We start from the raw sequence: 26,117 nt of genomic DNA, 5'->3' as shown, positions 1-26,117 counted from the left end.
CGACACCGCAGCGCCCCGGTCCGCGAGGACCGGGGCGCTTCGTGGTGGGCGTGGGCGGGACGCCCGCCGCCTGCCTTCAGACCAACCGTTCGCCGCGGATCGAGGCGTCCAGGATGGTGGCGGTGTGCACGAAGGGCAGTGGCCGCCCGGCCCGCTCCAGCGCCTGGCTGATCTGCATGAGGCAGCCCGGGTTGGCCGTGACGAGCAGCTGGGCCCCGGTGGAGAGGATGTTGGCCGCCTTGCGGTCGCCGAGCTCGGTCGCCGGCTCGGGGTTGAGGATGTTGTAGACGCCGGCCGAGCCGCAGCAGATCTCGGCGTCCGGGATCTCGGTGAGCCGCAGGCCGGGCACCTGGCCGAGCAGCTGGCGCGGCTGGGTGACGACCCCCTGGGCGTGCCGCAGGTGGCAGGCGTCGTGGTAGGCGACCACCAGCTCGGCGTCGGAGTCCCCGACCGGGTGCCGCTCGGCGACCGGACCCAGCTCGACGAGGATCTCCGCGAGGTCACGGACCCGCTCGCTGAAGGCGCGTGCGCGGTCGGCGTAGGTGGGGTCGTCGGCCAGCAGGTGGACGTACTCCTTCATGGACGACCCGCAGCCGGCGGAGTTGACGACGATCCAGTCGACGCCCGACTCCTCGAAGGTGTCGATGAGACGTCGGGCGAAGGACTGACCCTCCTCCTCGCGGCCGACGTGCACCGACAACGCACCGCAGCAGCCCTGGCGGCGCGGCGCGATGACGTCGCACCCCTCCGCGGCCAGCACCCGGGCCGTCGCGGCGTTGACGTCACCGAAGAACTCCCGCTGCACGCACCCGGTGAGCATCCCGACCACCGCCCGGCGGGTGCCGACGGCAGGGGTGCGCTCGGGCACCTCGACCCGTGGGCCGAGCGGGGGAGCGAGCCGCTGCATGACCTCGAGCTCGGGGCTGACCCGTCGCACCAGACCGGTCTTCTCCACGAGCCGCAGGGCGCCGGTGCGCTGGGCCAGCCGCAGCGGCCCGCGCATCAGCCGGAGGCGGCGGGGGTAGGGGAAGAGGCTGAAGATCAGGGTGCGCAGCGCGCTGTCCTTGGCCGGCCGGTCGACGCGGCGCTCGACCTGCGCGCGGGTCTGCTCGATGAGGCGGTCGTACTGCACGCCCGACGGGCAGGCGGTGACGCAGGCCATGCACCCCAGGCAGGCGTCCCAGTGCTTGACCATCGACTCCGTGAGCGGCGCGCCCTCGGACGCGGCGCGCATCAGGTCGATGCGACCGCGCGGGCTGTCCATCTCCTCGCCCCACAGGTTGTAGGTCGGGCAGGTGGTCAGGCAGAACCCGCAGTGCACGCAGTCGTCGAGCAGCTCCTCGCTCGGGGGGTTGTGCGCGTCGAAGGCCGGGGTCGCGAGCACCTCCGAGGTGCCACGGACGGTGGGCATGCCCAGCGCGACCGGCTCGTCGATGCGGGGCGCCCGCCGGCGGGGGACGCCGGTGGGTGTCTCGGCCCGGCTGTCCTGGGTCGTCATCTACATTCCTCCCACGTAGCGTCCCGGCGCGAGGATCCGCCCGGGGTCGAACTCCTGCTTGACGCGGCGCATCAGGTCGAGCCCGGGCACGGACCCCCAGCTGTCCACGGCGGCCTTGACCTCCGGCACGGCGTCGAGCACCACGGTGGAGCCGCCGAGCCGGACGCTGGTCGCGCGGAGCGCGTCCACCGCGCCCACGGTCCCGGCCACGCCCCGCCCCTCGGGGGAGCTGGCGTAGAGCACCCCGCTGCCGGCGGAACCGGACATCGTGAACCCGTGCGCGGTGGCGGTCGCCACGAGCTCGGGTATGCCGCTCAGCCGCGCCGTGGTGCGCACCAGGGTCGGGCGGCCGGCCTCGCCCATGTCGGGGAGGACCGGGGAGACGTCCGCCTCCACGGCGGAGGTGCGCGGGGTGCCGTCGCCGTTGTCGGAGGCGTCGACGGGGCCACCGCCGAGCTCACCCAGCAGGGCCGTCAGCGTGCCGACCCGAGCCTCGACGCCCTGCCGGGTGCCCTCGAGCAGCGCGGAGACCACGGCGTCGCCACCGAGCTCGGGGCCGGAGACCACCTCGACGGCCCGCGGCGCCAGTTGGGAGCGCACGAGCTCGGCCAGGACGGCCGGGAGCCGCTCGGCGCCCACCCGCGTATGGACGGACCAGCTGGCCTCCGGCAGCGGGTGGAGCCGGACCGTCACCTCGGTGACGACCGCCAGGGTGCCGTAGGAGCCGGTCAGCAGCTTGGACAGGTCGTAGCCGGCGACGTTCTTGACGACCTTGCCGCCGGCCCGGGCGATCGTGCCATCCGCGCGGACGAAGCGGACCCCGATGACGAGGTCGCGCATCGACCCGGTCCACATCCGGCGCGGTCCTGACATGTTGGTGGCCAGGGCGCCCCCGAGGGTGGAGCCCACGCCCTCGGGGCCGGCGTCGCGGCCGCGGCCCAGGGCCAGGTCGTCCACGACCAGCTGGTGCCCACCCTCGGAGAGGAGCGACTGGAGCCGGGCAAGCGGCATACCCGCCCCGGCGGTGGCGATGAGGTCGCCTCGGGAGTGCTCGACCAGCTCGGCCATCCGCGTGGTGTCGAGGACGACGTCGACGCGTTCCGGGGCGCGGCCCCAGGTCAGCTTGGAGCCGTGGCCGCGGACGACGACGGCGAGGTCCTGCTCGGAGCAGGCCCGCAGCAGCGCCGACGTCTCCTCGGTGGAGGCGGGGGAGGCGACGACCGAGGGCGTCATCCCATCGACCTGGTCATGATCGCCGGCGGGGCGCACGTCGCAGGCGCCGGCGAGGTTCTCGACGAGACCCATCAGAACAGGTCAACCCCTTCGTGGTCGGTCAGCGGGTGGGCACCCCGGACGACGCGCGGGCGCTCGCCGCACAGCCGCGGGGTGGGGTAGATCTTGCCCGGGTTGGCGATGCCGGCCGGGTCGAAGGCGCAGCGCAGCAGCTGCATGGTGTCGAGGTCGTCGTCCTCGAACATCCTGGGCATGTACTTGGCCTTGTCCGCGCCCACGCCGTGCTCGCCGGTGATCGACCCGCCGTGCTCGATGCACAGGTCGATGATCATCCCGCTGACCTCCTCGGCCCGCTCGGTCGCGCCCTCCTCGGCCGCGTCGAAGAGCACCAGGGGGTGCAGGTTGCCGTCGCCGGCGTGGAAGACGTTGGCGACCCGCACGCCGCGCTCGCGGCTGATCTCGCCCATCCGACGGAGCACCGTCGGCAGCGCGGTGCGGGGGACGACGCCGTCCTGGACGATGTAGTCGGGGGAGATGCGGCCCACGGCGGCGAAGGCCGACTTGCGGCCCTTCCAGATCTCCGCGCGCTCGGCGGCGTCGGTGGCCATCCGGAACTCGAAGCTGCCCTCCTCCAGGCAGATCCGCTCGACCGCGGCGTACTCGTGCTCGACCTCCTGGGCCGGGCCGTCGAGCTCGACGACGAGCACCGCGCCGGCGCCCTCGGGATAGCCGCAGCTCACGGCCTTCTCGGCCGCCTCGATCGCGAGGGCGTCCATGATCTCGATCGCGGCGGGCACGATGCCGGAGGCGATGATCGCGCTCGTCGCGGCCCCGGCCTGGTCCGTCGTCTCGAAGCCCGCCAGGATCGTGCGGACCTCCTCCGGCAGGCGCGTCAGCCGCACCGTGGCCCTGGTCGCCACCCCCAGCGTCCCCTCGGACCCGACGAAGGCGCCGACGAGGTCGTAGCCGGGCGCGTCCGGCGCCTCGGTGCCGAGCGTCACCTGCTCGCCGTCGGGGGTGACGACCTCGAGCGACAGGACGTGGTTGCTGGTGAAGCCGTACTTGAGGCAGTGCGCGCCGCCGGAGTTCTCCGCGACGTTGCCGCCGATCGAGCAGATCTGCTGGCTGCTCGGGTCGGGGGCGAAGTAGTAGCCCAGCGGGCTGGCGGCCTTGGTCACCTGCAGGTTGATGACGCCGGTGTCGACGACCGCGCGCTGGTCCTCCGGCCGCACCTCGTGGATCGTCCGCAGCCGGCTGGTGACCACCAGCACCCCCTCGGCGTGGGGGAGGGCGCCACCGGACAGGCCGGTGCCCGACCCCCGCGCCACGAACGGCACCCCGTGCCGCGCGCAGGCCGCCACGGTGGCCGCGATCTCGTCGGCGTCGTCCGCCAGCACCACCAGTCCCGGGGTGACGCGGTAGGCGGCGAGCCCGTCGCACTCGTAGGTCGCCAGCTGCGCCGGGTCGGTCAGCAGACGGGAGGGGGGTATGACGTCACGCAGGTCCAGCAGGACCTCCCCCACGGTCCCGCGCTCGGTCTGGATCGTCATACCCGCCCCTCCACGTCGTCGTCGAACTGTCCGTCGAGCCTAGGCGCTCAGGCCATCCGCTCGTAGGCCGGCACGGTCAGGAAGTCGGCGAAGTCATCCGCCACCGCCACCTGCAGGAAGGTGTCGGTCGCCTCCTGGTAGTCCGCCGGGTCGCCCGGGAGCTCGGCCAGGACCTCCTGGGTGAGCTGCTCCACCAGCTCGCGGGTCACGGTGCGGCCCGTGTCGGCGAGCGTGACGTCGTTGTGGATCCACTGCCAGATCTGCGAGCGCGAGATCTCGGCGGTCGCGGCGTCCTCCATGAGGTTGTGGATGCCGACCGCGCCGCGGCCCGTGAGCCAGGCGGCGAGGTACTGGATCGCGACGTCGATGTTGGCGCGCAGCCCGGCCTCGGTGACCTCGCCCGGCGTCTCGCGGACGCTGAGCAGGTCGGCGGCGGTGACGGAGACGTCCTCGCGCAGCTTGTCGACCTGGTTGGGCCGGTCGCCGAGGACCGCGTCGAAGACCTCCTTGCAGGTCTGGACCATGCCCGGGTGGGCGACCCAGGAGCCGTCGAAGCCGTCGGCGGCCTCCCGCTCCTTGTCGGCACGCACCTTGTCGAAGGCGGCCTTGTTGATCTCCTCGTCCTTGGACGGGATGAAGGCGGCCATGCCACCGATCGCGTGCGCGCCGCGCTTGTGGCAGGTGCGCACGAGCAGCTCGGTGTAGGCGCGCATGAAGGGGGCCGTCATCGTCACCGCGTTGCGGTCGGGCAGCAGCATCTCGGCCCCACGGGTGCGGTAGGTCTTGATGACGCTGAAGAGGTAGTCCCAGCGACCGGCGTTGAGGCCCGCGGAGTGATCACGCAGCTCGTAGAGGATCTCCTCCATCTGGAAGGCCGCCGGGTAGGTCTCGATGAGGCAGGTGGCGCGAATGGTGCCGCGGGGGATGCCGAGGGCGTCCTGGGCGATCACGAAGGCGTCGTTCCACAGCCGGGCCTCGAGGTGGTGCTCCATCTTGGCCAGGTAGAAGTAGGGGCCCTTGCCCGCGTCGAGCTGCGGCTGCGCGCAGGCGGCCATGTAGAGCGCGAAGTCGACGAGGCTGCCCGACGTGCGCTGGCCGTCGACGAGGATGTGCTTCTCGTCGAGGTGCCAGCCGCGCGGGCGCATGACGATCGTCGGCAGCTGGGACTGGTCGGTGGTGGTGAGGCGGTACTCCTTGCCCTCGGGCGAGGTGAACTCGATGGTCCCCAGCACCGCGTCGCGCAGGTTGCGCGGGCCTTCGACGATATTGGCCCACATCGGGGTGTTGGCGTCCTCCTGGTCGGCCAGCCAGACCTTGGCGCCGGAGTTCATGGCGTTGATCGTCATCTTGCGGTCGGTCGGACCGGTCATCTCCACCCGGCGGTCGACCAGGCCCGGGGCGTGCGGGGCCACGCGCCACGAGTCGTCCTCGCGGACCGACGCGGTCTCGGTGAGGAAGTCGAGGTCCTGACCGTCGGCGACCGCGCGGACGACCTCCTTGCGGGCGGCGAGGCGCTCCTGGCGGCGTGGCTCCAGCTCACGGTGCAGGGTCGCGACGAGCTCGAGGGCGGTGCGGGACAGGATCTCCTCGTAGCCGGGGCGCAGCTCGCCGGTCACCTCCACGCCGTCGGGCAGGTCGAGGGTCGGAGTGGTCGTCGTGTCGGTCATGCGGCGCCTCCCAAGGTGCGGATCGTGTGGGCCTGCATTCCATAATGTGGAATGATCAGTCCGTTGTGCGAAAAAGACTGTACAGGTCCTCCCCGCAGGGGTCCAGAGTTCCCGCCTCCGCCCCCGGCGTCACCCGCGACACGGCGGCTCACCCCGGCGGGGGGTGCCGGAGGGGGCGGGGGATCGCCTAGGGTGGAGAGCGTGGGAGCCCACGAGATCGTCATCAGCGCCGATGACCGGCCGGGCCGCGAGGAGCTCGTCGAGCTCTACGACGCGGTCGGCTGGACGAGCTACACGACCGACCCCGACGTGCTCGTCGCGGCGGTCGAGGGGTCGACGCGGGTCGTGACGGCCCGCTACGGCGAGGACCTCCTGGGGCTCGCCAGGGTGGTCTCCGACGGTGCCAGCATCGCCTACCTCCAGGACGTCCTGGTGCGCCCGGAGCTCCAGCGCGAGGGGGTCGGCCGCCAGCTCGTGCAGGCGGCCATGGAGCCCTTCGAGCACGTGCGCCAGAAGGTGCTCCTCACCGACGACGAGCCGCGCCAACGCGCCTTCTACGAGTCGCTGGGCTGGACCGAGCTGCGCGACCACGGCGACGGCCGGCTGCGGGCCTTCGTGCGCTTCGCCGAGGTGCCGGGGGAGCCGGCCGGCACCGACGCCGACGAGGACCTGGCCGACACCGCGTCCGTCTCGGTCTGACAGTCCCGCAACCGATCCCGACGGTCACGGTTGGGTAAGGAGACGCCGAGCCGACTTGAGCGGACCCGACGTCAGGCTGCAGGGTCCGTGGTGCGACACCGAGGTCGCACTTTCCCTGCAGCAGTTAAGGATTCCCCGATGTTGAACAGCAAGCTGTCCCGTCGTGCCTTCCTCGCCCTCACCGGAGGAGGCGCCGCCAGCACCGTGGCCTGGCCGAGCTGGGCCGCTGACGGCACCCGTCCAGGCGCCGCCCAGGCCCCCAGGCTCACCGCCTGGGACCGGCAGATCGTGACCCAGCTCCGCCCGGAGAACGCGATCGAGCACCTGACCCACCTGACCCAGACCATCGGCCAGCGCTACAGCGGCTCCCCGCAGGAAGCGGCGGCCGCCGACTACATGGCGGGCGTCCTGGACGGCTACGGCTACGACGTCGAGATCCAGTCCTTCTCCGTGCCCGCCCGTCGTCTGGGCGAGCTCTCGGGGCCGGGCCTCGACCCCGACCTGTGCTGGGGCGTCGCCTCGGCGACCCGCGGTCGTCAGGACGTGACCGTCACCGGCTCGCTGGTGCTGGCGCCCTCGGCCTCCGCCGCCGACCTGCCGGCCGACCTGACGGGCAAGGTCGTCATGCGGGTCGTCAACGCCAACAACGAGAACATCACCACCCTCGCCAACGGCGCCGCCCAGCGCGGGGCCGTGGCCTTCATCGCCACCCGTGCCGACAGCGTCTACCCGCGCCAGACAGCGGTGTCGGCGCCGAGCACCACCGTCGACATCCCGATCCCCGTCGTGGGCGTCGGCCAGGTGCAGAAGCACGCGCTGCTCGCCGCGCTGGCGACCGGCCCGCAGACGATCACCGTCACGACGGTCTTCTACCCGGCGCCCACCAGCCAGAACGTCATCGCCACCCGTCCGGGCAAGAAGGCCGGCCCTCCCGGCAACCGACGCAACGTCATGGTCTGCGCCCACTACGACTCGGTCATCGGTGCCCGCGGCGCCAACGACGACGGCTCCGGCACCGTCCTCGCGCTCGAGCTGGCCCGCACCATGCGCAACCTCCCCACCAACGCCGACCTCACCTTCGCGCTCTGGGGCTCGGAGGAGATCGGGCTCGTCGGCTCCCGCCACTACGTGGCGCAGCTGCCGGAGTCCGAGCGGGCCCGACTGCTCGGCGTCTTCAACAACGACATGGTCGGCACCAGCTGGGACCCGGCCGAGACCTACTGGGTGCTCGACTACTACGGCCTCCTCAACAAGGTCAACACCGAGGTGCTGGCCGCCGGCGAGCGGCTCGGCTACCGCGCCCGCATGAGCGACGTGACGCAGCGCGGGTCCAGCGACCACCAGTCGTTCTCCGAGGTCGGCATCGACTCGGGCAACTTCTCCTGGCGCGGCGTGGAGAGCCCCGCGCTGCTCGAGCCCGGCTACCACTCCTCCGACGACACGATCGCCCGCAACATCTCGGTGGAGCGCCTCACCGTGTCGATGGAGCTGCAGGGCTGCGCGGCCTACGCGCTCGCCCGGTCCTGACCGGCAGGTCCTGCGGGGGTGGCGGCGTCGTCGCCCCCGCAGGGCACCAGCGGCACCCCGCAGGTCCGGGGGTCCGGTCGTGGGACACTAGGTGGACCTGCCCGCGCCCATACGCCATACCCCGAGGTGCCAACCCGCTGTGTCTCCCCTCGCCCGCCCCGACTCGGTGCCCCAGCCCGCGGCCACCCCGCCGGAGCGCATCCGTAACTTCTGCATCATCGCCCACATCGACCACGGCAAGTCCACCCTGGCCGACCGCATGCTGCAGGAGACCGGGGTCGTCGAGCAGCGTCAGATGCGCGCCCAGTACCTCGACCGCATGGACATCGAGCGCGAGCGCGGCATCACGATCAAGAGCCAGGCCGTGCGCATGCCGTGGGCCCTGGACGGCGACGGCACCTACGTGCTCAACATGATCGACACCCCGGGGCACGTCGACTTCACCTACGAGGTCAGCCGCTCCCTGGCGGCCTGCGAGGGTGCCGTCCTGCTCGTGGACGCCGCGCAGGGCATCGAGGCGCAGACCCTGGCCAACCTCTACCTGGCCATGGAGAACGACCTCACGATCATCCCGGTCCTCAACAAGATCGACCTGCCCTCGGCCCAGCCGGAGAAGTACGCCGCGGAGATCGCCGGCCTCATCGGCTGCGACCCCGAGGACGTCATGCGCGTCTCCGGCAAGACCGGCGAGGGCGTGCCCGAGCTGCTCGACCGCATCGTCGAGCTGCTCCCGGCCCCGGTCGGCGACGCCGACGCCCCGGCGCGCGCGATGATCTTCGACTCCGTCTACGACACCTATCGCGGCGTCGTCACCTACGTCCGGGTCATCGACGGCTCGCTGTCACCCCGCGAGCGCATCACCATGATGTCGACCAGGGCCACCCACGAGCTGCTCGAGATCGGCGTGAGCAGCCCCGAGCCCGTGCCCTGCAAGGGGCTGGGCGTCGGCGAGGTCGGCTACCTCATCACGGGCGTCAAGGACGTGCGGCAGTCCAAGGTCGGTGACACCGTCACGAGCCAGGCCCGGCCGGCCACGCAGGCGCTCGGGGGCTACAAGGACCCCAAGCCGATGGTCTTCTCGGGGCTCTACCCGATCGACGGCTCCGACTACCCGATCCTGCGCGACGCGCTCGACAAGCTCAAGCTCAACGACGCGGCGCTGGTCTACGAGCCCGAGACCTCGGCGGCGCTGGGCTTCGGCTTCCGCGTCGGCTTCCTCGGCATGCTGCACCTGGAGATCGTCCGGGAGCGTCTCGAGCGCGAGTTCAACCTCGACCTGATCTCCACGCTGCCCAACGTCGAGTACGAGGTGACCCTCGACGACGGCAAGGTCGTCGACGTCACCAACCCCAGCGAGTTCCCCGCGGGCAAGATCGCCAAGATCACCGAGCCGGTCGTGCGGGCCACCATCCTGGCGCCGAGCGAGTTCATCGGCGCGATCATGGAGCTGTGCCAGACCCGTCGCGGCACGCTGCGCGGCATGGACTACCTCTCGCCCGAGCGGGTCGAGATGCGCTACACGCTGCCCCTGGCCGAGATCGTCTTCGACTTCTTCGACGCGCTGAAGTCGCGCACCCGTGGCTACGCCTCGCTCGACTACGAGCCCGACGGGGTCCAGGAGGCCGACCTGGTCAAGGTCGACATCCTGCTCCAGGGCGACACGGTCGACGCCTTCAGCGCGATCGTGCACAAGGACAAGGCCTACGCCTACGGCGTGCAGATGGCCGGCAAGCTCAAGGAGCTCATCCCGCGGCAGCAGTTCGAGGTGCCGGTGCAGGCCGCCATCGGCGCCCGGGTCATCGCCCGCGAGACCATCCGCGCGATCCGCAAGGACGTGCTCGCCAAGTGCTATGGCGGCGACATCAGCCGCAAGCGCAAGCTGCTCGAGAAGCAGAAGGAGGGCAAGAAGCGCATGAAGATGGTCGGCTCCGTGGAGGTCCCGCAGGAGGCGTTCATCGCCGCGCTGTCCCAGGACGGGGGCTCGGCCGCCGCCGAGAAGGGCAAGAAGTGACCGCGTCGGACACCGCCGGGTTCGAGACGCCCGGCAGCCCCGACACGTCCGGGCACTACGCGCTCGGCCACCCGGCGATCGGGCCACGCCCGCTGGCCCGGACCCGCTCGTTCACGCGCCGCGGCGGACGTATGCCGCGCACCCACCAGGCCGCGTGGGACCGCCATGCCGAGCAGGTCGTGCTCGACGTGCCCCTGGCCCACGGCGACACCTCCACGGTGGTGGACCCGGCCTACCGGCTGGACGTCGAGCAGGTCTTCGGCCGGCGTGCCCCGCTCGTCGTCGAGGTCGGCTCCGGCGCGGGTGACGCTCTCGTGGTCGCGGCCACCGCCCGACCCGACTGGGACTTCCTGGCCTTCGAGGTCTGGCGCCCCGGCATCGGCCACGCGCTCGCCAAGATGGAGCAGGCCACGGGCGGGCCGCTGTCCAACGTCCGGGTCGTCGAGGCCGACGCCCAGGTCGCGCTGCGGACCCTGCTCGAGCCGGGCTCGGCGCACGAGGTCTGGACCTTCTTCCCCGACCCGTGGCCCAAGGCCCGCCACCACAAGCGCCGGATCGTCAGCCGCGACTTCGCCGACACGGTGCTGCGGCTGCTCGCGCCCGACGGCGTCTGGCGGCTGGCGACCGACTGGCAGGACTACGCCGAGGCCATGCGGCAGGTGCTCGACGCCCACGAGGGCCTGCGTCTCGTGTCGACCGACCGCGCACCCCTGCGCCCGGTCACCCGCTTCGAGCGCCGCGGCGTCGAGGAAGGTCGGTCGATCACCGACCTCGCCTACGCCCGGGCGTAGCGCGACGGACACACGTCAACCTCGGCCAGGCCCCAGCACACGCCTCCACCCCGGCGAGTGCACCGGTTAGGTCGCCTGAACCTAAGAGGCAGGATCGTCGACGTAAGCGGTGCACTCGCCGGGGCCGGACAGGGCCAGCCGCCGCACGACGGCTCAGCCGTCCCGTCAGTCGCCGACGGCCTCGCGCGCCCGCTTGACGAGCCGAGGGTCGGGGCGCAGCACCACGTCGTGGTCCTTGTTGTCGTAGTCGAACTGGCTGAGGAAGTGGCGCATGGCGTTGATCCGCGCGCGCTTCTTGTCGTTGGACTTGATCGAGATCCACGGGGCCCAGTCGGTGTCCGTGCGCCGGAACATCTCCTCCTTGGCGGCCGTGTAGTCCTCCCACCGGTCCAGCGACTCCAGGTCCATCGGCGAGAGCTTCCACTGCCGGACCGGATCGAGCTGGCGGATCGCGAAGCGGGTGCGCTGCTCGGTGCGCGTCACGGAGAACCAGAACTTGGTGATCGTGATCCCCGACTCCACGAGCATCTGCTCGAAGAGCGGCGCCTGCGACATGAAGATCTCGTACTCCTTGTGGGAGCAGAAGCCCATGACCCGCTCGACACCGGCGCGGTTGTACCAGCTGCGGTCGAAGAAGACCATCTCCCCGGACGTCGGCAGGTGCTGGACGTAGCGCTGGAAGTACCACTGCCCCTGCTCGACCTCGGTCGGCCGGTTGAGCGCGACGACGCGCGCGCCACGGGGGTTGAGGTGCTCGGTGAAGCGCTTGATCGACCCACCCTTGCCGGCGGCGTCACGTCCCTCGAAGACGAGCACGTGGCGGCTGCCGTTGTCCTTGGCCCAGTACTGGAACTTCAGCAGCTCCACCTGCAGCAGCCACTTCTCGACCTCGTAGTAGTCGCGGCTCATCCGCTCGGAGTAGGGATAGTCCTCGCGCCAGGTGTCCACCGCCCGGCCGTCGGGCGTGATGAGGTCCGGGTCCGACCCCTGGTCGTCCCGGACCGTGTATCCCTCCTCGCGGAGCTGGTCGATGTACTCGCGGAGGCGCTGCTGCACGTCTCCGACCCTAGCGCGACACCTCCCGTCCCCGCGGGAGCCCCGGACCGTTCCGGGGCGGGGTCGCGCGGGTGGGACACTGGGAGGTATGCCGTCCGCCTTCCCGCCCGGGGACCCCGCCCCCGCCGACGGCTCGCTCCCGGCCTCCGCCCTCGAGGGTATGCCGTCGCGCACCTTCTCCGTCTACGTCCACGTGCCCTTCTGCCGGGTGCGCTGCGGCTACTGCGACTTCAACACCTACACGCTGCCGGAGCTGGGGGAGCGGCCCGGCGACGACGGCACCCCGAGCGCGCCCACCGGCCTGCAGGGCGACTACGTCCGCGCGGCCCACGCCGAGCTCGACCTCGCCGCGCGGGTGCTCGCTCCTGGGCGACCGCCGGCGGTCTCGACGATCTTCCTCGGGGGCGGCACGCCGACGATGCTGGCGCCGGACGTCCTCGGCGGGCTCGTGGCGGGCGTGCGCGACCGCTGGGGCCTGGCTCCGGACGCCGAGGTGACGACCGAGGCCAATCCCGACACCCTGACGCCCGCGGTCGCCGAGGCGCTCGCGGCCTCGGGCTTCACCCGGGTCAGCATCGGGATGCAGTCGGCGGTGCCCCACGTGCTGCGCACCCTCGACCGCACCCACGACCCGGCCAACGTCGCCTCGGCGGTGGCCGCCGTGCGTGCGGCCGGCCTGCAGGTCAGCCTCGACCTCATCTACGGCACGCCGGGGGAGTCGCTCGAGGACTGGCGGCGCAGCCTCGAGGCCGTGACCGCGCTCGAGCCCGATCACGTCTCCGCCTACGCCCTCGTCGTCGAGGAGGGGACCCGGCTCGCCGCGCAGGTGAGGCGCGGCCAGGTGCCGGCTCCCTCCGACGACGACGAGGCCGACAAGTACGAGCTGGCCGACGAGCTGCTCTCCGCGGCCGGCTACTCCTGGTACGAGATCTCCAACTGGTCGCGCGGCGCGGCCACGCGGTGCCGTCACAACGTGGCCTACTGGCGTGGCGGGGACTGGTGGGGGATCGGGCCGGGCGCGCACAGCCACGTCGGCGGCCTGCGCTGGTGGAACGTCAAGCACCCCCGGGCCTACGCCGAGCGCCTCGACGCCGGGCTCAGCCCGGCGCACGCGCGCGAGCTGCTCGGGCCGGAGGAGCGGCACGCCGAGACCGTCCTGCTCGGGTCGCGACTGGGGGAGGGGCTGCCCGTCGAGGCGCTGTCCCCCGCCGGCCGCACCGCAGTGGCGGGCCTCATCGCGGACGGCCTGGTGCAGGGTCCGGGCGCGCTGCGCGGCCGGGTCGTCCTGACCCGTCGCGGTAGACTGCTGGCCGACACCGTCGTCCACCGGCTGCTCCCCGACTAGGGGGTCGCGGGCCGCGTCCCGGCAGGGCCGGACGAGACAGACGGGTCGATTCCTCGACACGCCCGCCGTCCTGGCGTGCCCGTGCGCGCGGCGCCGGTAGACAGAAGCACGACCCTGCCGGGTATGAGCCGGCAGGGCCTGCGAACGCGTCAGATCACAAGGAAGTGGCCCGCTTCGCGAAGTATGAGTTCGCGAAGCGGGCCACGGACCAGCGGCGACGCACTGGACGGTGCGCAAGGTGTCCGGAGGCTCGCCCCCCGCGTCACCGGGAGCGTCGTGCGGGGTGCTCCACGGCACCCGTCGGACGTGCGAATCCTCGACAAGTCTTGCGACCCGCTCTTCCTCGGGAGGAAGTGCGTACCGAGATGTCTACTCCACCCGGGCTCGACCGCGCAAGAGGTCTGCGGCGCAAAAGGCGCCCGACCCGGCGTGTCGCTCTTGACACGCCGGGTCAATCGGTCGACAGAACCTCAGCTGAGGATGCGCAGCTGGAACGGGTAGTCGTAGACCTGGCCGTTGGAGGCGGCGAGGGCGCCCTTGATGTGCACCCAGAGCTGCACGACGAAGAGCGCGATCCAGATCGGGATCGCCCACAGCAGGCCTATGCCCAGCGTGAGGATGACGCTGATCCACGTCAGGATCGACACCGCGGTGATCGAGACGTTGAAGTTGAAGGCGCCCGCCGAGACGACGCGCACCGGCTGGCTCTTGTCCTTGTAGAACAGCCACACCAGGAGCGGGCCGAGGAACGGCAGCCAGCCCGCGCTCACGAGCATGGCGACGGGCGCTGAGAGGTGGGCGATGAGCATCATGGAACGCTCGTCGCCGGCGACGGACCCGGTCGTGCCCGGGTGGCCGGCGCCGTAGGCGGGGCCGGGCGGCGGCGTGGGGCCGGGCGGCGGCGTGGGGCCGGGCTGCCCGGCGGGTCGGCCGGTGGTTGGGTCGTAGGGCTGCTGGCTCATGGTCGAGCCTCCTTACTCGGGCGGTACGGTGACGAAGTCGATCAGCTCTTCGACGCTGGCGAGCAGCGTTGGTTCCAGGTCGCTGTAGGAACGCACGGTGGAGAGCATCTTCTTCCAGCCCAGGCCCACGTCGGCCTGGGTCTCGTGCGGCCAGCCGAGCGCCTCCAGCACGCCGTGCTTCCAGGAGCGTCCGCGCTCGATGACGGGCCAGGCGTCCAGGCCCAGCCGGGCCGGCTTGATCGACTGCCAGACGTCGACGTAGGGGTGCCCGAGAATCTTCACGTACGGGCTGACGCGCGCGGCCTCGGCCACGATCCGGCTCTCCTTGGTGCCGGGCACCAGATGGTCGACGAGGATGCCCAGCCGCCGGTCGCGCGTGGGGGCGAACTGCCGGATCATCGCCGACAGGTCGTCGACGCCGTCGAGCATCTCCACCACGACACCCTCGACCCGCAGGTCGTCGCCCCAGACCTTCTCGACGAGCTCGGCGTCGTGGCGTCCCTCGACCCAGATCCGGGAGCCGCTCGCGACGCGGGCCGGCTGCCCGCTGACCCGCACCGAGCCGCTGGCGGTGCGGCTCGCCGCCTGCTTCGCGGCCGCGACCTGGGCGCGCCGCTCGGCCGTGGGCGGCGTGAGCACCACGGGCTTCCCGTCGACGAGGAAGCCCGGGCCGAGCGGGAAGCCCCGCACCTTGCCGCGGCGGTCCTCCAGGTGGACGACCTGCATGCCTCCCGCCTTCTCCACCCGCACGACGGCGCCGACCCAGCCGGTCTCGACGTCCTCGACGACGAGACCGCGCTCGGCCTCGAGGTCCTGCGCGCGCCCCCGCCGGGGAGTTCGCCAGTCGGTCTTGAGCACGTCCGTCCCGTAGCGGTCCATCACAGCAGGCGAGCGTATGCCGTGTGACGGGTGTGACCCGTGAGGCGCGCTGGTCAGTCGACCTGGCGCGGCCGGGTCATGTCGACCGGCACGACCCAGGCGTCGAACTGCTCCTCGGTCAGCTCGCCGCTGGCGATGGCGGCCTCGCGGAGGGTCAGGCCCTCCTTGTGGGCCTTCTTGGCGATCGCGGCGGCCTTGTCGTAGCCGATGTGCGGGTTGAGCGCGGTGACCTGCATGAGGTTGCTGTCCAGGTTGGCCTGGATGCGCGCCGTGTTGGGCTCGAGGCCGACGGCGCAGCCGTCGTTGAAGGCCCGGCAGGCGTCGGCGATCAGTCGGATGCTCTCCAGCACGGCGTGGACCATGACCGGCTTGTAGACGTTGAGCTGGAAGTTGCCCTGGGTGCCGGCGAAGGCGACGGTGGCGTCGTTGCCGAAGACCCGGGTGGCGACCATCGTCAACGCCTCGGACTGTGTCGGGTTGACCTTGCCCGGCATGATGCTCGAGCCGGGCTCGTTCTCGGGGATGTTCAGCTCGCCGATGCCGTTTCGGGGGCCGGAGGCCAGCCACCGCACGTCGTTGGCCATCTTCATCAGCGCTCCCGCGAGCGTGCGCAGCGCGGCGGAGGTCTGGACGAGGGCGTCGTGCGCCGAGAGGGCGGCGAACTTGTTGGCGGCCGAGCGCAGCTCCAGCCCCGCCTCCTCGCCCATCTTCTGCGCGGCCAGGTCGCCGAAGCGCGGGTGGGCGTTGAGGCCGGTGCCGACCGCGGTGCCACCGATCGCGAGCTCGTGCAGCCCCTCGGCGGCGTGCCGCACCTCGGCCATCGCGTAGTCGATCTGGGCGACCCAGCCGCCGATCTCCTGGCCCAGCGTGATCGGGGTCGCGTCCTGGAGGTGGGTGCGGCCGACCTTGACGACGTCGGCGTAGGCCTCGGCCTTGGCGGCGAGGGTGTCGCGCAGCACCTGCACGCCGCCCTCGAGGCGGTCGCGCAGCTCGAGGAGCACGGCGATGTGCATCGCGGTGGGGAAGGTGTCGTTGCTGCTCTGGCCCCGGTTGACATGGTCGTTGGGGTGGACCGGGGTCTTGCTGCCCATCTCGCCGCCGGCCAGCTCGATGGCGCGGTTGGAGATGACCTCGTTGCTGTTCATGTTGCTCTGGGTGCCCGAGCCCGTCTGGAAGACCACGAGCGGGAAGTGGTCGTCGAGCTCGCCGGCGATGACCTCGTCGGCGGCGCGGACGATGAGGTCGGCCACCTCCTGCGGCAGCTCGCCGAGCTCGGCGTTGGCCTGGGCGGCGCCCTTCTTGAGGATGCCCAGGGCCTTGATGACCGGACGCCCCCAGACGAAGGTGTCGCGCCCGATCGGGAAGTTGTGGATGCTGCGCTGCGTCTGCGCGCCCCAGTACCGGTCGGCCGGAACCTCGACCTGTCCCATGCTGTCGGTCTCGATACGCACCTGGCTCATGCTCATGGACAGCCATGCTAGGCCGGGCGGCACGCTGCGGGCGCACGAGGTCGTCGGTGGCCCGGCAGGCTTGCACCGGGCGCGTAGACTGGCACTCAGAGACCGAGAGTGCCAACAGCCACCAGCATGCCGGGAGGAGGGTGGGATGAGCGACGACCGCCGCCTCGAGGTCCTGCGCGCGATCGTGCAGGACTACGTGCGCACGTCCGAGCCCGTCGGATCCAAGGCCCTGCTCGAGCGCCACCAGCTCGGTGTCTCCGCGGCGACCGTGCGCAACGACATGGCCGCCCTCGAGGAGGAGGGCCTGATCACCGCGCCCCACACCAGCGCCGGCCGGGTGCCGACCGACGCGGGCTACCGGCTCTTCGTCGACCGGCTGAGCACCATCAAGCCGCTGACGCGCGCGGAGCGGACCGCGATCGAGCGCTTCCTGCACGGCGCCGTCGACCTCGACGACGTCGTCGCGCGGACGACCCGGCTGCTGTCCAGCCTCACCTCCCAGGTCGCGGTCATGCAGTACCCCAGCCTGACGAGCTCGACGGTGCGTCACATCGAGCTGGTCCCGCTCGGCGGTCCCCGGCTGATGGTCGTGCTCATCGTCAACACGGGGCGCGTGGAGCAGCGCGTCCTCGACGCCGGCCGGGACCTCACCGGTTCCGAGGACGTCGTCGCCGAGCTGCGCGCCCGCGTCAACGCCACGTCGGTCGGCCAGCCGCTCGCGGCGGTCCCGGCGCGGCTCGCGACGCTGGTCGACGCGGCGCGCCCGGAGGACGCCTCGCTGACCTCCGCCGTGGCCGACGTGCTGCGCGACGCGCTGGAGGAGCAGACCGAGGAGCGGGTCGTGCTCGCCGGCACGGCCAACCTGGCCCGCGTGGGCACCGACTTCCCGACCTCGCTGTCCTCCGTGCTCGACGCCCTGGAGGAGCACGTCGTGCTGCTCCGGCTCATGGGCAACCTCTCGAGCACCCGCGAGGGCGACCAGGTGGCCGTGAGCATCGGTGCGGAGAACCCCTACGCCCCGCTGCGCACGACGTCCGTCGTGGCCACCAGCTACGGTGTCGCCGGCGGGCTCGGCATTCTCGGTCCCACCCGGATGGACTACCCGCAGGCGATGGCCGCGGTCCGGGCCGTGGCGCAGTACGTCGCCGAGATCCTCGACGGGTGACGCCCGTCCCGCACGACCCGACGCCAGCGGGCGGCATACCGGAGCGCCGCCCGTCGTTGCACCACCGTTGCCCGCGACCGACGACCCAAGGACGCCCCACCCCGTGAACGACTACTACGCCGACCTCGGAGTCTCCCGCGACGCCACCGCGGACGAGATCAAGAAGGCCTACCGCAAGAAGGCCCGCCAGCTGCACCCGGACGTCAACCCCGGGGCGGAGGCCGAGAGCGAGTTCAAGCGCGTCTCCCAGGCCTACGACGTGCTCGGCGATCCCGAGAAGCGGGCGGCCTACGACCGCGGGCAGGACCCCTACGCCGGCGCGACCGGCGGCTTCGGTCAGGGCTTCACCTTCAGCGACATCATGGACGCCTTCTTCGGCGGCACCGCCGCGGGCGCCCGCGGCCCGCGCTCGCGGGTCCAGCGCGGCCACGACGCCCTCGTGCGCCTCGACGTCCCGCTCTCCACCGCCGTCTTCGGCGGCGAGGAGACGCTGACCATCGACACCGCCGTGGTCTGCGGCACCTGCGCGGGCTCCGGCGCGCAGGCCGGCAGCGGCACCCGCACCTGCTCGGTGTGCGCCGGCCGCGGCGAGGTCCAGCAGGTGCAGCGCTCCTTCCTCGGCCAGGTCATGACCTCCCGCCCGTGCCAGGCGTGCCGCGGCTACGGCGACGTCATCGAGCACCCCTGCTTCGACTGCTCCGGCGAGGGTCGCGTCCGCACCCGCCGCGACCTCACCCTCAAGGTGCCGGGCGGCGTCGACACGGGCACGCGGATCCAGCTGGCCGGCGAGGGCGAGGTCGGCCCCTTCGGCGGCGAGCCCGGCGACCTCTACGTCGAGATCGCCATCGAGCCCCACGAGACCTTCACCCGTCGCGGCGACGACCTGCACTGCACCCTCGAGGTGCCGATGACGGCCGCGGCGCTCGGGGCGACCCTGCCGGTGGACACCCTCGACGGACCCACCGATATCGACATCGCTCCCGGCACGCAGCCGGGGGAGACCGTCACGCTGACCGGGCTGGGCGTGACCCATCTGCGCTCGCACGGCCGCGGCAACCTCGTCGTCCACCTGGACGTCAAGGTGCCCACGCGCCTGACCGACCGGCAGCGCGAGCTGCTGGCCGAGCTCGCCGAGGAGCGCGGCGAGGCCCGTCCCGAGGGGCGGATGGCGGCTGCCGGCCACGGCCGGGGCAGCAAGTTCTGGGACGTCCTGCGCGGCCGCTGACGGAACACCGAGTTGAGCGCACCCCTCTTCCTCGTCGGCCCGGGCACGCTGGCCGACGGCACGACCACCGTGCACCTCGACGGCCCCGAGGGCCGTCACGCCGCCGACGTGCAACGCCTGAACCCTGGGGAGCAGGTCCTGCTCGCCGACGGCACCGGCCGGGTGGCCGTGTGCACCGTGACCGCGGTCGGTCGCGGGGTCCTCGACCTCGCGGTCGAGCAGCTCCGCGACGAGCCAGAGCCGGCGCGCCGGCTGGTGCTCGTCCAGGCCCTGGCCAAGGGCGACCGCGACCTGATGGCCGTCGAGGCCGCCACCGAGCTCGACGTCGACGAGGTCGTGCCGTGGCAGGCGGACCGGTCGATCGTCCGTTGGAAGGGCGAGCGCGGCGACAAGGCCCGTCGCAAGTGGGAGCAGACCGCCGTCGCCGCGACCAAGCAGTCCCGCCGGGCCCGGGTGCCCGTCGTCGGGCAGCTCGCGGGCCGAGCCGCTCTCCTCGAGCGGGTGCGCGCCGCCGACCTCGCCGTCGTGCTCCACGAGGAGGCGACCGAGCCGCTGACCGCCCTGCCCCTCCCGGAGCAGGGCGAGGTGCTGCTCGTCGTCGGCCCCGAGGGCGGCATCACCCCGGAGGAGCTCGACGCCCTCGCCGCCGCCGGGGCGCGGCCGGTCCGGCTGGGGCGCACCGTCCTGCGCACCTCCACCGCGGGTGCGGCCGCGCTCGCGGCCCTGCACACCCTGGGAGGTTGGCGATGAGCGTCGCCACCAGCAAGCCTGCGGCGCCGCCCGTCCCGCCCTCGATCTTCTCGCCCGGCCTGCGCAGCGCCTCGATCGGTGCCACCGCGCTCATCGCCCTGCTGGCGCTGGAGTACATCGCCGTCGGCGCCGCCATGCCGACGGTCGCCGGCGCCCTCGACGGCTACGGCCTCTACAACATGGCCTTCGGTGCCACCGTCGCCGCGAGCGTCGTCGGCATGATCGTCGGCGGCTGGTGGAGCGACAAGGCCGGGCCACGCCCGGTCACCGTCACCGGCGTGCTGACCTTCGCCGGTGGTCTGCTGCTCGCCGGGCTCGCGCCGCTCATGGAGGTCTTCGTCCTGGGCCGCGCGGTGCAGGGGCTCGGCAGCGGCATGACCACGGTCGCGGTCTACGTCGTCATCGCGCAGCGGGTGCCCGACGTCCGGCGACCGGCGGTCTTCTCCCTGCTCGCGGCCGCCTGGGTGGTGCCGGGCCTCGCCGGCCCGCTCCTCACCGGTGTCATCGTCGAGCACCTCACCTGGCGGTGGGTCTTCCTCGGCGTCGCCCCGGTCGCGCTGGTTGCCCTGGGGGTCTTCTGGCGGGCCCTGAGCGCCACGAGGGCCAGCTCGGACGACACGCGGGCACGGCCCGCCACGCTGTTCTGGGCGGTGGTCGCCGCGGTCGGCGTCGGCCTGCTCAACATGTCCGGCGAGCGGATCGAGGGGATCGAGCTCGTGGTCGGCCCCGTGATCCTCGTGCTGGTGGCGGTCGCCAGCTGGCGGCTGCTGCCGCCGGGCACGCTGCGCTTCGGCCGCGGCCTGCCGTCCGTCATCGGTGTCCGCGGGGCGATGGGCGGCTCCTTCCTCGCGGCCGAGGCCTACCTGCCCCTCATGCTCCGCGACGAGCACGCCTACTCACCGGCCCAGGCCGGCGCCGTCCTCGCGGCCTCCTCGGTGGCCTGGGCGCTGGGCTCCTGGGTCCAGGGCCGGCTGCGCGAGAGCATCGACCGCTACCAGGTCATGACCCTCGGCGTGGTGATCTTCATCGCGATGATGGGTCTGCTCGCGGTGTCCGTGTGGCTGCGCTGGCCGGGCTGGGTCCCGATCCTCGTGTATGCCGTCGCCACCCTCGGCGTGGGCCTCGCCTACCCGACGACCACGCTGCTCACCATGCGGCTGTCCCCGGCCGCGGAGATGGGGCGCAACTCCTCCGCTCTGCAGGTGGGAGAGTCCCTCACCGGTGCGGTCTCGCTCGCGGTCACCGGCGTCGTCTTCGGCTACTTCTACGCGGCCCAGCCGCACGCGGCCTTCGTGGGCGCGCTCGGCGTGTCGGCCGCCGTGGGCATGCTGGCCCTCGTCAGCGTGCTGCGCTCACGACCCGTGCCCGACGCGACTGGCTGAGCCCGAGGCCGCACCCGCATAGACTGGAGGTCTGATGACAGAGGCCAGCACGGAGCACCGCACGTCACCCACCCACACCGTCGTGATCCCGGAGGACGTGCCGATGGTCACGCTCCTGGGTCCCCACGACGAGCTGCTGCGCACGGTCGAGCGCGCCTTCCCCAAGGTGGACGTCCACGTGCGGGGCAACGAGTTCCGGCTCTCCGGCGACTCCGGCGAGCTCGTCCTCGTGGAGCGGCTGATCGACGAGCTGCTCGCCGTCACCGCCGCCGGCCAGCCGCTCAACCGCGACGCGGTGGAGCGCTCCATCGGCATGCTGCGCACGGCGACCACCGGTCGCCCGGCCGAGGTGCTGACGACCAATATCGTCTCCAGCCGCGGGCGCACGGTCCGGCCCAAGACGCTCAACCAGAAGCACTACGTCGACGCGATCGACCGGCACACCATCGTCTTCGGGCTCGGCCCCGCCGGCACCGGCAAGACCTACCTGGCGGTGGCCAAGGCCGTCGCCGCGCTGCAGGCCAAGGAGGTCAACCGGATCATCCTGACCCGGCCCGCCGTGGAGGCGGGGGAGCGGCTGGGCTTCCTGCCGGGCACGCTCACCGACAAGATCGACCCCTACCTGCGGCCGCTCTACGACGCGCTGCACGACATGGTCGACCCGGACTCCATCCCGCGGCTCATGGCCGGAGGGACCATCGAGGTGGCTCCGTTGGCCTACATGCGCGGGCGCAGCCTCAACTCCGCGTTCATCATCCTCGACGAGGCGCAGAACACCTCGCCCGAGCAGATGAAGATGTTCCTCACGCGCCTCGGCTTTGGCTCCAAGATGGTCGTCACCGGCGACACCACGCAGGTCGACCTCCCCAGCGGGACCAGCTCGGGCCTGCGCGTCGTCCAGGAGATCCTCGCCGGCGTGGACGACATCCACTTCGCCCACCTCACCAGCCAGGACGTCGTCCGACACCGGCTGGTCAGCGACATCGTCGACGCCTACGGCCGGCACGAGGCCAGGCGCGGCGGTCAGGGCGGCCGGCGCGGCGGCGGGACGGAGGAGCGATGAGCATCGAGGTGCTCAACGAGTCCGGGGAGGTGCCGTCACCGGTCCCCGAGCAGGAGCTCGCCGACCTCGGACGCCACGTCCTGGAGCAGCTGCGCGTGCACCCGCAGGCCGAGCTGACGATCACCCTCGTCGACGAGGCCGCGATGGCTGCGCTGCACGAGCGGTGGATGGACCTGCCTGGACCCACCGACGTCATGAGCTTCCCCATGGACGAGCTGCGTCCGGGCCACGACGAGGAGGACCCCGCGGAGGGAGTCCTCGGCGACGTGGTGCTCTGCCCGTCGGTCGCCCGCAAGCAGGCCGCTGCCGCGGGGCACGCCGTGGGCGACGAGCTGCTCCTGCTCACCACGCACGGCATCCTCCACCTGCTCGGCTTCGACCACGCCGAGCCCGAGGACGAGTGTGAGATGTTCGACCTGCAGCGCACGCTGCTGCTGACCTTCCTGGCCCAGCGCGGCCGCACGACGACCGCCGCCCCGGAGGCGGGCCGGGCATGACTCCGCTCGTCGCCGTCGCCGTCGTGACGACGGTGATCGCCTTCCTCCTCTCGGCCGGCGAGACCGCGCTGATGCGCACCAGTCGTCATCGCGCGGAGCAGCTCCTCGAGGAGGGGCGTCGTGGTGCCCGCGCCCTGGTGCGCATCACCGCCGACTCCCCGCCCTACCTCGCGGTGGCCAACTTCGTCCGCGTCGCGGCCGAGGCGGCGACCGCCGTGGCCGTGACCGTCGCGGTCGACATCGTCACCGACTCCCACTGGAAGACCGCCCTCATCGCCACGGCGATCATGGCCGTGGTCTCCTTCGTCGTCGTCGGGGTCTCGCCGCGCACGCTGGGGCGCCAGCACGTCGAGGCCGTGGCGCTGACCGCGGCGCCGGTGGTGCGCACCCTGCGGCTCTTCCTCGGACCGGTGGCAAAGCTGCTCGTCGTCTTCGGCAACATGGTCACCCCGGGCCGCGGCTACGCCGAGGGTCCGTTCGCCTCGGAGGCCGAGCTGCGCGACCTCGTCGACCTGGCGGGGGAGTCGGCAGTCATCGAGGACGAGGAGCGGGAGATGATCCACTCCATCTTCGAGCTCGGCGACACCGTCGCGCGCGAGGTCATGGTGCCCCGCCCCGACCTCGTGACGATCAAGGCCGAGAAGGTGCTTCGTCAGGCGATGTCGCTCTTCCTGCGCTCGGGCTTCTCCCGCGTGCCGGTCGTCGGGGAGGACACCGACGACGTGCTCGGGATGCTCTACTTCAAGGACGTCGCCCGGGCGGTCAACGCCAATCCCGACGCCGCGCACACGGTGCCCGTGACCGAGGTCATGCGCCCCGTCCAGCGGGTGCCGGAGATGAAGCGGGTCGACGACCTGCTGCGCGACATGCAGCGCGACCGGCAGCACGTCGCGATCGTCATCGACGAGTACGGCGGGACGGCCGGCCTGGTGACGATCGAGGACATCCTCGAGGAGATCGTCGGCGAGATCACCGACGAGTACGACCGCGACCAGGCCGAGGTCGAGACCGTCGAGACCGACGACGGCAGCGTGCTGGTGCGCGTCCCGGCCAACCTGCCGGTGGACGACCTGGCCGAGATGTTCGACGTCGAGATCGAGTCCGAGGACGTCGACTCGGTCGGCGGGCTGCTCGCGACGGTGCTCGGCCGCGTCCCGATCCAGGGCGCCGTCGGCGTGGTGTCGGGCCTCGAGCTGACCGCTGAGCGGATGGCCGGCCGCCGGCGCCGGGTGGCGACCGTGCTGGTCCGCCCGCTCCCGCCGGCCCCCGACCGCGACGACGACCACGAGCAGGGCCGCCAGGCCGCTGACGCAGGTGCCGCCCCCGGCACCGAGACCACGGAGGTGAGCCGTGCCCACTGACCCCACGACCGAGGGGAGCGCGCCCGAGGGCGGTGCGACGCCCTACCGGAGCGGCTTCGCGTGCCTCGTCGGCCGGCCCAACGCCGGCAAGTCGACGCTGACCAACGCCCTCGTCGGCAGCAAGGTCGCGATCACCTCGTCCAAGCCCCAGACCACGCGGCACACCATCCGCGGGATCCGGACCACCGAGACCTCGCAGCTGGTCCTCGTGGACACCCCGGGACTGCACCGTCCGCGCTCGCTGCTCGGCCAGCGCCTCAACGACCTGGTGCGTGACACCCTCCTGGGCGTCGACGTCATCGGCTTCTGCCTGCCCTCGGACCAGCGGATCGGGCCCGGCGACACCTTCATCGCCAACGACCTGCTCGACCTGCACCGGGTGCGGAAGGTGCCGGTGGTGGCGATCGCGACCAAGTCCGACGCGGTCACCCGCGACCGCCTGGCCGAGCACCTGGTCGCCATCGACCAGCTGGGCGACTGGGCCGCGATCATCCCCTGCTCGGCCGTCCGCGGCGAGCAGGTGGAGGAGGTCGCCGAGCTGCTCGCGTCCTTCCTGCCCGAGTCTCCACCGATGTATCCCGCCGACCAGCTCACCGACGAGCCGGCCGTCGTCATGATCGCCGAGCTGGTCCGGGAGGCGGCCCTCGAGGGCGTGCGCGACGAGCTGCCGCACAGCCTGGCGGTGCAGGTCGAGGAGATCGTGCCGCGGCCGGACCGCCCGGCGGACGACCCGATGAGCGACGTGCGCGTCAACGTCTACGTGGAGCGACCGAGCCAGAAGGCCATCATCATCGGCCGCGGCGGGTCGCGGCTGCGCGAGGTCGGCACCACGGCCCGTGAGGGCATCGAGCGGATCCTCGGGCACCGCGTCTACCTCGACCTGCACGTCAAGATCGCCAAGGACTGGCAGCGCGACCCCAAGCAGCTGGACCGCCTGGGCTTCTGACCTGCCCGGGAGCGGGTCGGCGTGGCAGAGTGAGCGCATGACGAAGCTCCTCAACGATCCCGCGCAGGTCGTGGGGGAGGCGCTGGCCGGTCTGGTCGCCGCCCACCCCGGCCTCGTGGAGGTCGACGCGGAGCACCGGGTGGTGACCCGCCGGGGCGGGCCCACCGAGGGCAAGGTCGGCGTCGTCTCTGGCGGGGGCTCGGGTCACGAGCCGATGCACGCCGGCTACGTGGGGCGGGGCATGCTCGACGCCGCCTGCTGCGGGGAGGTCTTCACCTCTCCGGTCCCCGACCAGTTCGTGGCCGCCTGCCGCGCGGCCGACGGCGGGGCGGGCGTGCTCCTGGTCCTGAAGAACTACACCGGCGACGTCCTCAACGCCGAGATGGCCGTCGAGCTGCTCGCCGAGGAGGGCGGCCCGGCGGTGGAGACCGTCGTGACCGACGACGACGTCGCCGTCGAGGACAGCACCTGGACGGCCGGCCGTCGCGGCACCGGGGTCACGGTCCTCGTGGAGAAGATCGTCGGTGCCGCGGCGGAGGAGGGCCGCGACCTGGCCTCGTGCGCGGCGCTGGCGCGGGAGGTCAACGCGCGCGGACGGTCGATGGGGGTGGCGACCTCGGCGTGCACGCTGCCGTCGACCGGCAGGCCCTCCTTCGACCTGCCGCCCGGCCAGATGGAGCTGGGCGTCGGGATCCACGGGGAGCCGGGGAGGCGACGCCTGCCGCTGGGGACGGCGCGGGAGGTGGCCGAGGCCCTGGTGGTACCGGTGGTCGAGGACCTGGGACTGCGGCGCGGCGACCCGGTGGTCGTGCTGCTCAACGGGATGGGCGGCACCCCGCTGCTCGAGCTGCACCTCATGTTCGCCGAGGTGCGCACCCTGCTCCACCAGACGGTGGGCGTGACCGTGGTCCGCAGCCTCGTGGGCAACTACATCACCTCGCTGGAGATGGCTGGCTGCTCGGTCACCCTCCTGCGGGCCGACGACGAGATCGTGCGGTTGTGGGACGCCCCCGTGGTGACCCCCGGCCTGCGATGGGGAGCGTGAAAGAC

General features: G+C 72.3%; 22 protein-coding genes. 14 read left to right on the top strand and 8 right to left on the bottom strand.

From position 1 onward, the window contains the following. Window positions 1-76: 76 nt before the first annotated feature. From glcF to aceB, 4 genes are read right to left on the bottom strand one after another with little or no spacing between them, the layout of a single operon-like run. Window positions 77-1,498, bottom strand: a complete 1,422-nt coding sequence (gene glcF, locus FB476_RS10300) for a glycolate oxidase subunit GlcF (RefSeq protein ID WP_337678348.1) — start codon at window positions 1,496-1,498, stop codon at window positions 77-79. Beyond that, window positions 1,499-2,803 carry an FAD-binding oxidoreductase gene (locus FB476_RS10295; RefSeq protein WP_202877025.1) on the bottom strand — a complete coding sequence of 435 codons (1,305 nt, stop codon included), beginning with the start codon at window positions 2,801-2,803 and terminating at the stop codon, window positions 1,499-1,501. Next, on the bottom strand, window positions 2,803-4,281 hold the full coding sequence (locus FB476_RS10290; RefSeq protein WP_141818672.1) for an FAD-linked oxidase C-terminal domain-containing protein: 1,479 nt from the start codon (window positions 4,279-4,281) through the stop codon (window positions 2,803-2,805). Before FB476_RS10290 ends, FB476_RS10295 begins: the two co-directional genes overlap by 1 nt. Window positions 4,282-4,328: 47 nt before the next feature. After that, on the bottom strand, window positions 4,329-5,948 hold the full coding sequence (gene aceB, locus FB476_RS10285; RefSeq protein ID WP_141818671.1) for a malate synthase A: 1,620 nt from the start codon (window positions 5,946-5,948) through the stop codon (window positions 4,329-4,331). 201 nt (window positions 5,949-6,149) lie between these two features. Between aceB and FB476_RS10280 the strand changes: the two genes are divergently transcribed. The 4 genes from FB476_RS10280 (at window position 6,150) to trmB (ending at window position 10,976) form a co-directional block, all read left to right on the top strand. Then, window positions 6,150-6,647: a GNAT family N-acetyltransferase gene (locus tag FB476_RS10280; protein ID WP_141818670.1), complete on the top strand. Its 498-nt coding sequence runs from the start codon at window positions 6,150-6,152 to the stop codon at window positions 6,645-6,647. Window positions 6,648-6,785: 138 nt separating this feature from the next. Continuing rightward, window positions 6,786-8,174 (top strand): M20/M25/M40 family metallo-hydrolase, encoded by a 1,389-nt coding sequence (locus tag FB476_RS10275; protein ID WP_141818669.1) that lies wholly within the window; start codon window positions 6,786-6,788, stop codon window positions 8,172-8,174. 139 nt (window positions 8,175-8,313) lie between these two features. Continuing rightward, window positions 8,314-10,185 carry a translation elongation factor 4 gene (gene lepA / locus FB476_RS10270; RefSeq protein WP_141818668.1) on the top strand — a complete coding sequence of 624 codons (1,872 nt, stop codon included), beginning with the start codon at window positions 8,314-8,316 and terminating at the stop codon, window positions 10,183-10,185. Further along, complete coding sequence (gene trmB, locus FB476_RS10265; protein ID WP_141818667.1) at window positions 10,182-10,976, top strand: tRNA (guanosine(46)-N7)-methyltransferase TrmB; 795 nt, start codon at window positions 10,182-10,184, stop codon at window positions 10,974-10,976. Before lepA ends, trmB begins: the two co-directional genes overlap by 4 nt. A 165-nt stretch (window positions 10,977-11,141) precedes the next feature. Here the strand turns inward: trmB and ppk2 are convergent, their stop codons facing one another. Continuing rightward, on the bottom strand, window positions 11,142-12,032 hold the full coding sequence (gene ppk2 / locus FB476_RS10260) for a polyphosphate kinase 2 (protein ID WP_141818666.1): 891 nt from the start codon (window positions 12,030-12,032) through the stop codon (window positions 11,142-11,144). A gap of 88 nt (window positions 12,033-12,120) precedes the next feature. Here ppk2 and hemW point away from each other — a divergent pair, with 88 nt between their 5' ends. Then, window positions 12,121-13,377, top strand: a complete 1,257-nt coding sequence (hemW, locus tag FB476_RS10255) for a radical SAM family heme chaperone HemW (RefSeq protein WP_141818665.1) — start codon at window positions 12,121-12,123, stop codon at window positions 13,375-13,377. A 470-nt stretch (window positions 13,378-13,847) separates the two neighbouring features. On the opposite strand, the gene FB476_RS10250 is transcribed toward hemW, so the two are convergent. The 3 genes from FB476_RS10250 to fumC are packed head-to-tail and all read right to left on the bottom strand — an operon-like array spanning window position 13,848 to window position 16,678. Then, window positions 13,848-14,339, bottom strand: a complete 492-nt coding sequence (locus FB476_RS10250) for a DUF4870 domain-containing protein (protein WP_238329657.1) — start codon at window positions 14,337-14,339, stop codon at window positions 13,848-13,850. Between the two features lie 12 nt (window positions 14,340-14,351). Beyond that, complete coding sequence (locus tag FB476_RS10245; protein ID WP_202876956.1) at window positions 14,352-15,221, bottom strand: DUF3097 domain-containing protein; 870 nt, start codon at window positions 15,219-15,221, stop codon at window positions 14,352-14,354. A gap of 50 nt (window positions 15,222-15,271) precedes the next feature. Beyond that, on the bottom strand, window positions 15,272-16,678 hold the full coding sequence (gene fumC, locus FB476_RS10240) for a class II fumarate hydratase (RefSeq protein ID WP_141820164.1): 1,407 nt from the start codon (window positions 16,676-16,678) through the stop codon (window positions 15,272-15,274). Window positions 16,679-16,823: 145 nt separating this feature from the next. Between fumC and hrcA the strand changes: the two genes are divergently transcribed. From hrcA to dhaK, 9 genes are all read left to right on the top strand, one after another. Then, window positions 16,824-17,843 carry a heat-inducible transcriptional repressor HrcA gene (hrcA, locus tag FB476_RS10235; protein ID WP_141818664.1) on the top strand — a complete coding sequence of 340 codons (1,020 nt, stop codon included), beginning with the start codon at window positions 16,824-16,826 and terminating at the stop codon, window positions 17,841-17,843. Window positions 17,844-17,946: 103 nt separating this feature from the next. Further along, window positions 17,947-19,068 (top strand): molecular chaperone DnaJ, encoded by a 1,122-nt coding sequence (gene dnaJ / locus FB476_RS10230; RefSeq protein ID WP_141818663.1) that lies wholly within the window; start codon window positions 17,947-17,949, stop codon window positions 19,066-19,068. A gap of 12 nt (window positions 19,069-19,080) precedes the next feature. Then, the gene (locus tag FB476_RS10225; protein WP_141818662.1) at window positions 19,081-19,818 is read left to right on the top strand and encodes a 16S rRNA (uracil(1498)-N(3))-methyltransferase; all 738 of its coding nucleotides are present in this window, start codon (window positions 19,081-19,083) and stop codon (window positions 19,816-19,818) included. Then, window positions 19,815-21,200: an MFS transporter gene (locus FB476_RS10220; RefSeq protein WP_141818661.1), complete on the top strand. Its 1,386-nt coding sequence runs from the start codon at window positions 19,815-19,817 to the stop codon at window positions 21,198-21,200. Before FB476_RS10225 ends, FB476_RS10220 begins: the two co-directional genes overlap by 4 nt. 34 nt (window positions 21,201-21,234) lie before the next feature. Continuing rightward, complete coding sequence (locus FB476_RS10215; protein WP_141818660.1) at window positions 21,235-22,263, top strand: PhoH family protein; 1,029 nt, start codon at window positions 21,235-21,237, stop codon at window positions 22,261-22,263. Next, window positions 22,260-22,760: an rRNA maturation RNase YbeY gene (ybeY, locus tag FB476_RS10210; RefSeq protein WP_141818659.1), complete on the top strand. Its 501-nt coding sequence runs from the start codon at window positions 22,260-22,262 to the stop codon at window positions 22,758-22,760. Before FB476_RS10215 ends, ybeY begins: the two co-directional genes overlap by 4 nt. Further along, entirely contained in the window at window positions 22,757-24,121 is a 1,365-nt protein-coding gene (locus FB476_RS10205) for a hemolysin family protein (protein ID WP_141818658.1), read from the top strand. Before ybeY ends, FB476_RS10205 begins: the two co-directional genes overlap by 4 nt. Then, complete coding sequence (era, locus tag FB476_RS10200; RefSeq protein ID WP_141818657.1) at window positions 24,111-25,067, top strand: GTPase Era; 957 nt, start codon at window positions 24,111-24,113, stop codon at window positions 25,065-25,067. The genes FB476_RS10205 and era overlap by 11 nt, the downstream gene beginning before the upstream one ends. Before the next feature lie 37 nt (window positions 25,068-25,104). Continuing rightward, the gene (gene dhaK / locus FB476_RS10195; RefSeq protein ID WP_141818656.1) at window positions 25,105-26,112 is read left to right on the top strand and encodes a dihydroxyacetone kinase subunit DhaK; all 1,008 of its coding nucleotides are present in this window, start codon (window positions 25,105-25,107) and stop codon (window positions 26,110-26,112) included. Window positions 26,113-26,117: the final 5 nt, after the last annotated feature.

This window comes from Ornithinimicrobium humiphilum (assembly GCF_006716885.1).
In the GTDB taxonomy this organism is placed as follows: Bacteria; Actinomycetota; Actinomycetes; order Actinomycetales; family Dermatophilaceae; genus Ornithinicoccus; species Ornithinicoccus humiphilus.
Note: the sequence above shows the minus strand (reverse complement) of the source record. Positions and strands in the feature narration are given on the sequence as shown.

Excerpts from the sequence above, each read along its gene's own strand:
- glcF (WP_337678348.1), bottom strand. The coding sequence starts at position 1,498 with ATGACGACCCAGGACAGCCGGGCCGAGACACCCACCGGCGTCCCCCGC.
- dhaK (WP_141818656.1), top strand. The coding sequence starts at position 25,105 with ATGACGAAGCTCCTCAACGATCCCGCGCAGGTCGTGGGGGAGGCGCTG.
- ybeY (WP_141818659.1), top strand. The coding sequence starts at position 22,260 with ATGAGCATCGAGGTGCTCAACGAGTCCGGGGAGGTGCCGTCACCGGTC.
- hrcA (WP_141818664.1), top strand. The coding sequence starts at position 16,824 with ATGAGCGACGACCGCCGCCTCGAGGTCCTGCGCGCGATCGTGCAGGAC.
- fumC (WP_141820164.1), bottom strand. The coding sequence starts at position 16,678 with ATGAGCCAGGTGCGTATCGAGACCGACAGCATGGGACAGGTCGAGGTT.
- aceB (WP_141818671.1), bottom strand. The coding sequence starts at position 5,948 with ATGACCGACACGACGACCACTCCGACCCTCGACCTGCCCGACGGCGTG.
- FB476_RS10250 (WP_238329657.1), bottom strand. The coding sequence starts at position 14,339 with ATGAGCCAGCAGCCCTACGACCCAACCACCGGCCGACCCGCCGGGCAG.
- FB476_RS10275 (WP_141818669.1), top strand. The coding sequence starts at position 6,786 with ATGTTGAACAGCAAGCTGTCCCGTCGTGCCTTCCTCGCCCTCACCGGA.
- FB476_RS10220 (WP_141818661.1), top strand. The coding sequence starts at position 19,815 with ATGAGCGTCGCCACCAGCAAGCCTGCGGCGCCGCCCGTCCCGCCCTCG.
- FB476_RS10215 (WP_141818660.1), top strand. The coding sequence starts at position 21,235 with ATGACAGAGGCCAGCACGGAGCACCGCACGTCACCCACCCACACCGTC.
- hemW (WP_141818665.1), top strand. The coding sequence starts at position 12,121 with ATGCCGTCCGCCTTCCCGCCCGGGGACCCCGCCCCCGCCGACGGCTCG.
- FB476_RS10295 (WP_202877025.1), bottom strand. The coding sequence starts at position 2,803 with ATGGGTCTCGTCGAGAACCTCGCCGGCGCCTGCGACGTGCGCCCCGCC.
- FB476_RS10290 (WP_141818672.1), bottom strand. The coding sequence starts at position 4,281 with ATGACGATCCAGACCGAGCGCGGGACCGTGGGGGAGGTCCTGCTGGAC.
- FB476_RS10205 (WP_141818658.1), top strand. The coding sequence starts at position 22,757 with ATGACTCCGCTCGTCGCCGTCGCCGTCGTGACGACGGTGATCGCCTTC.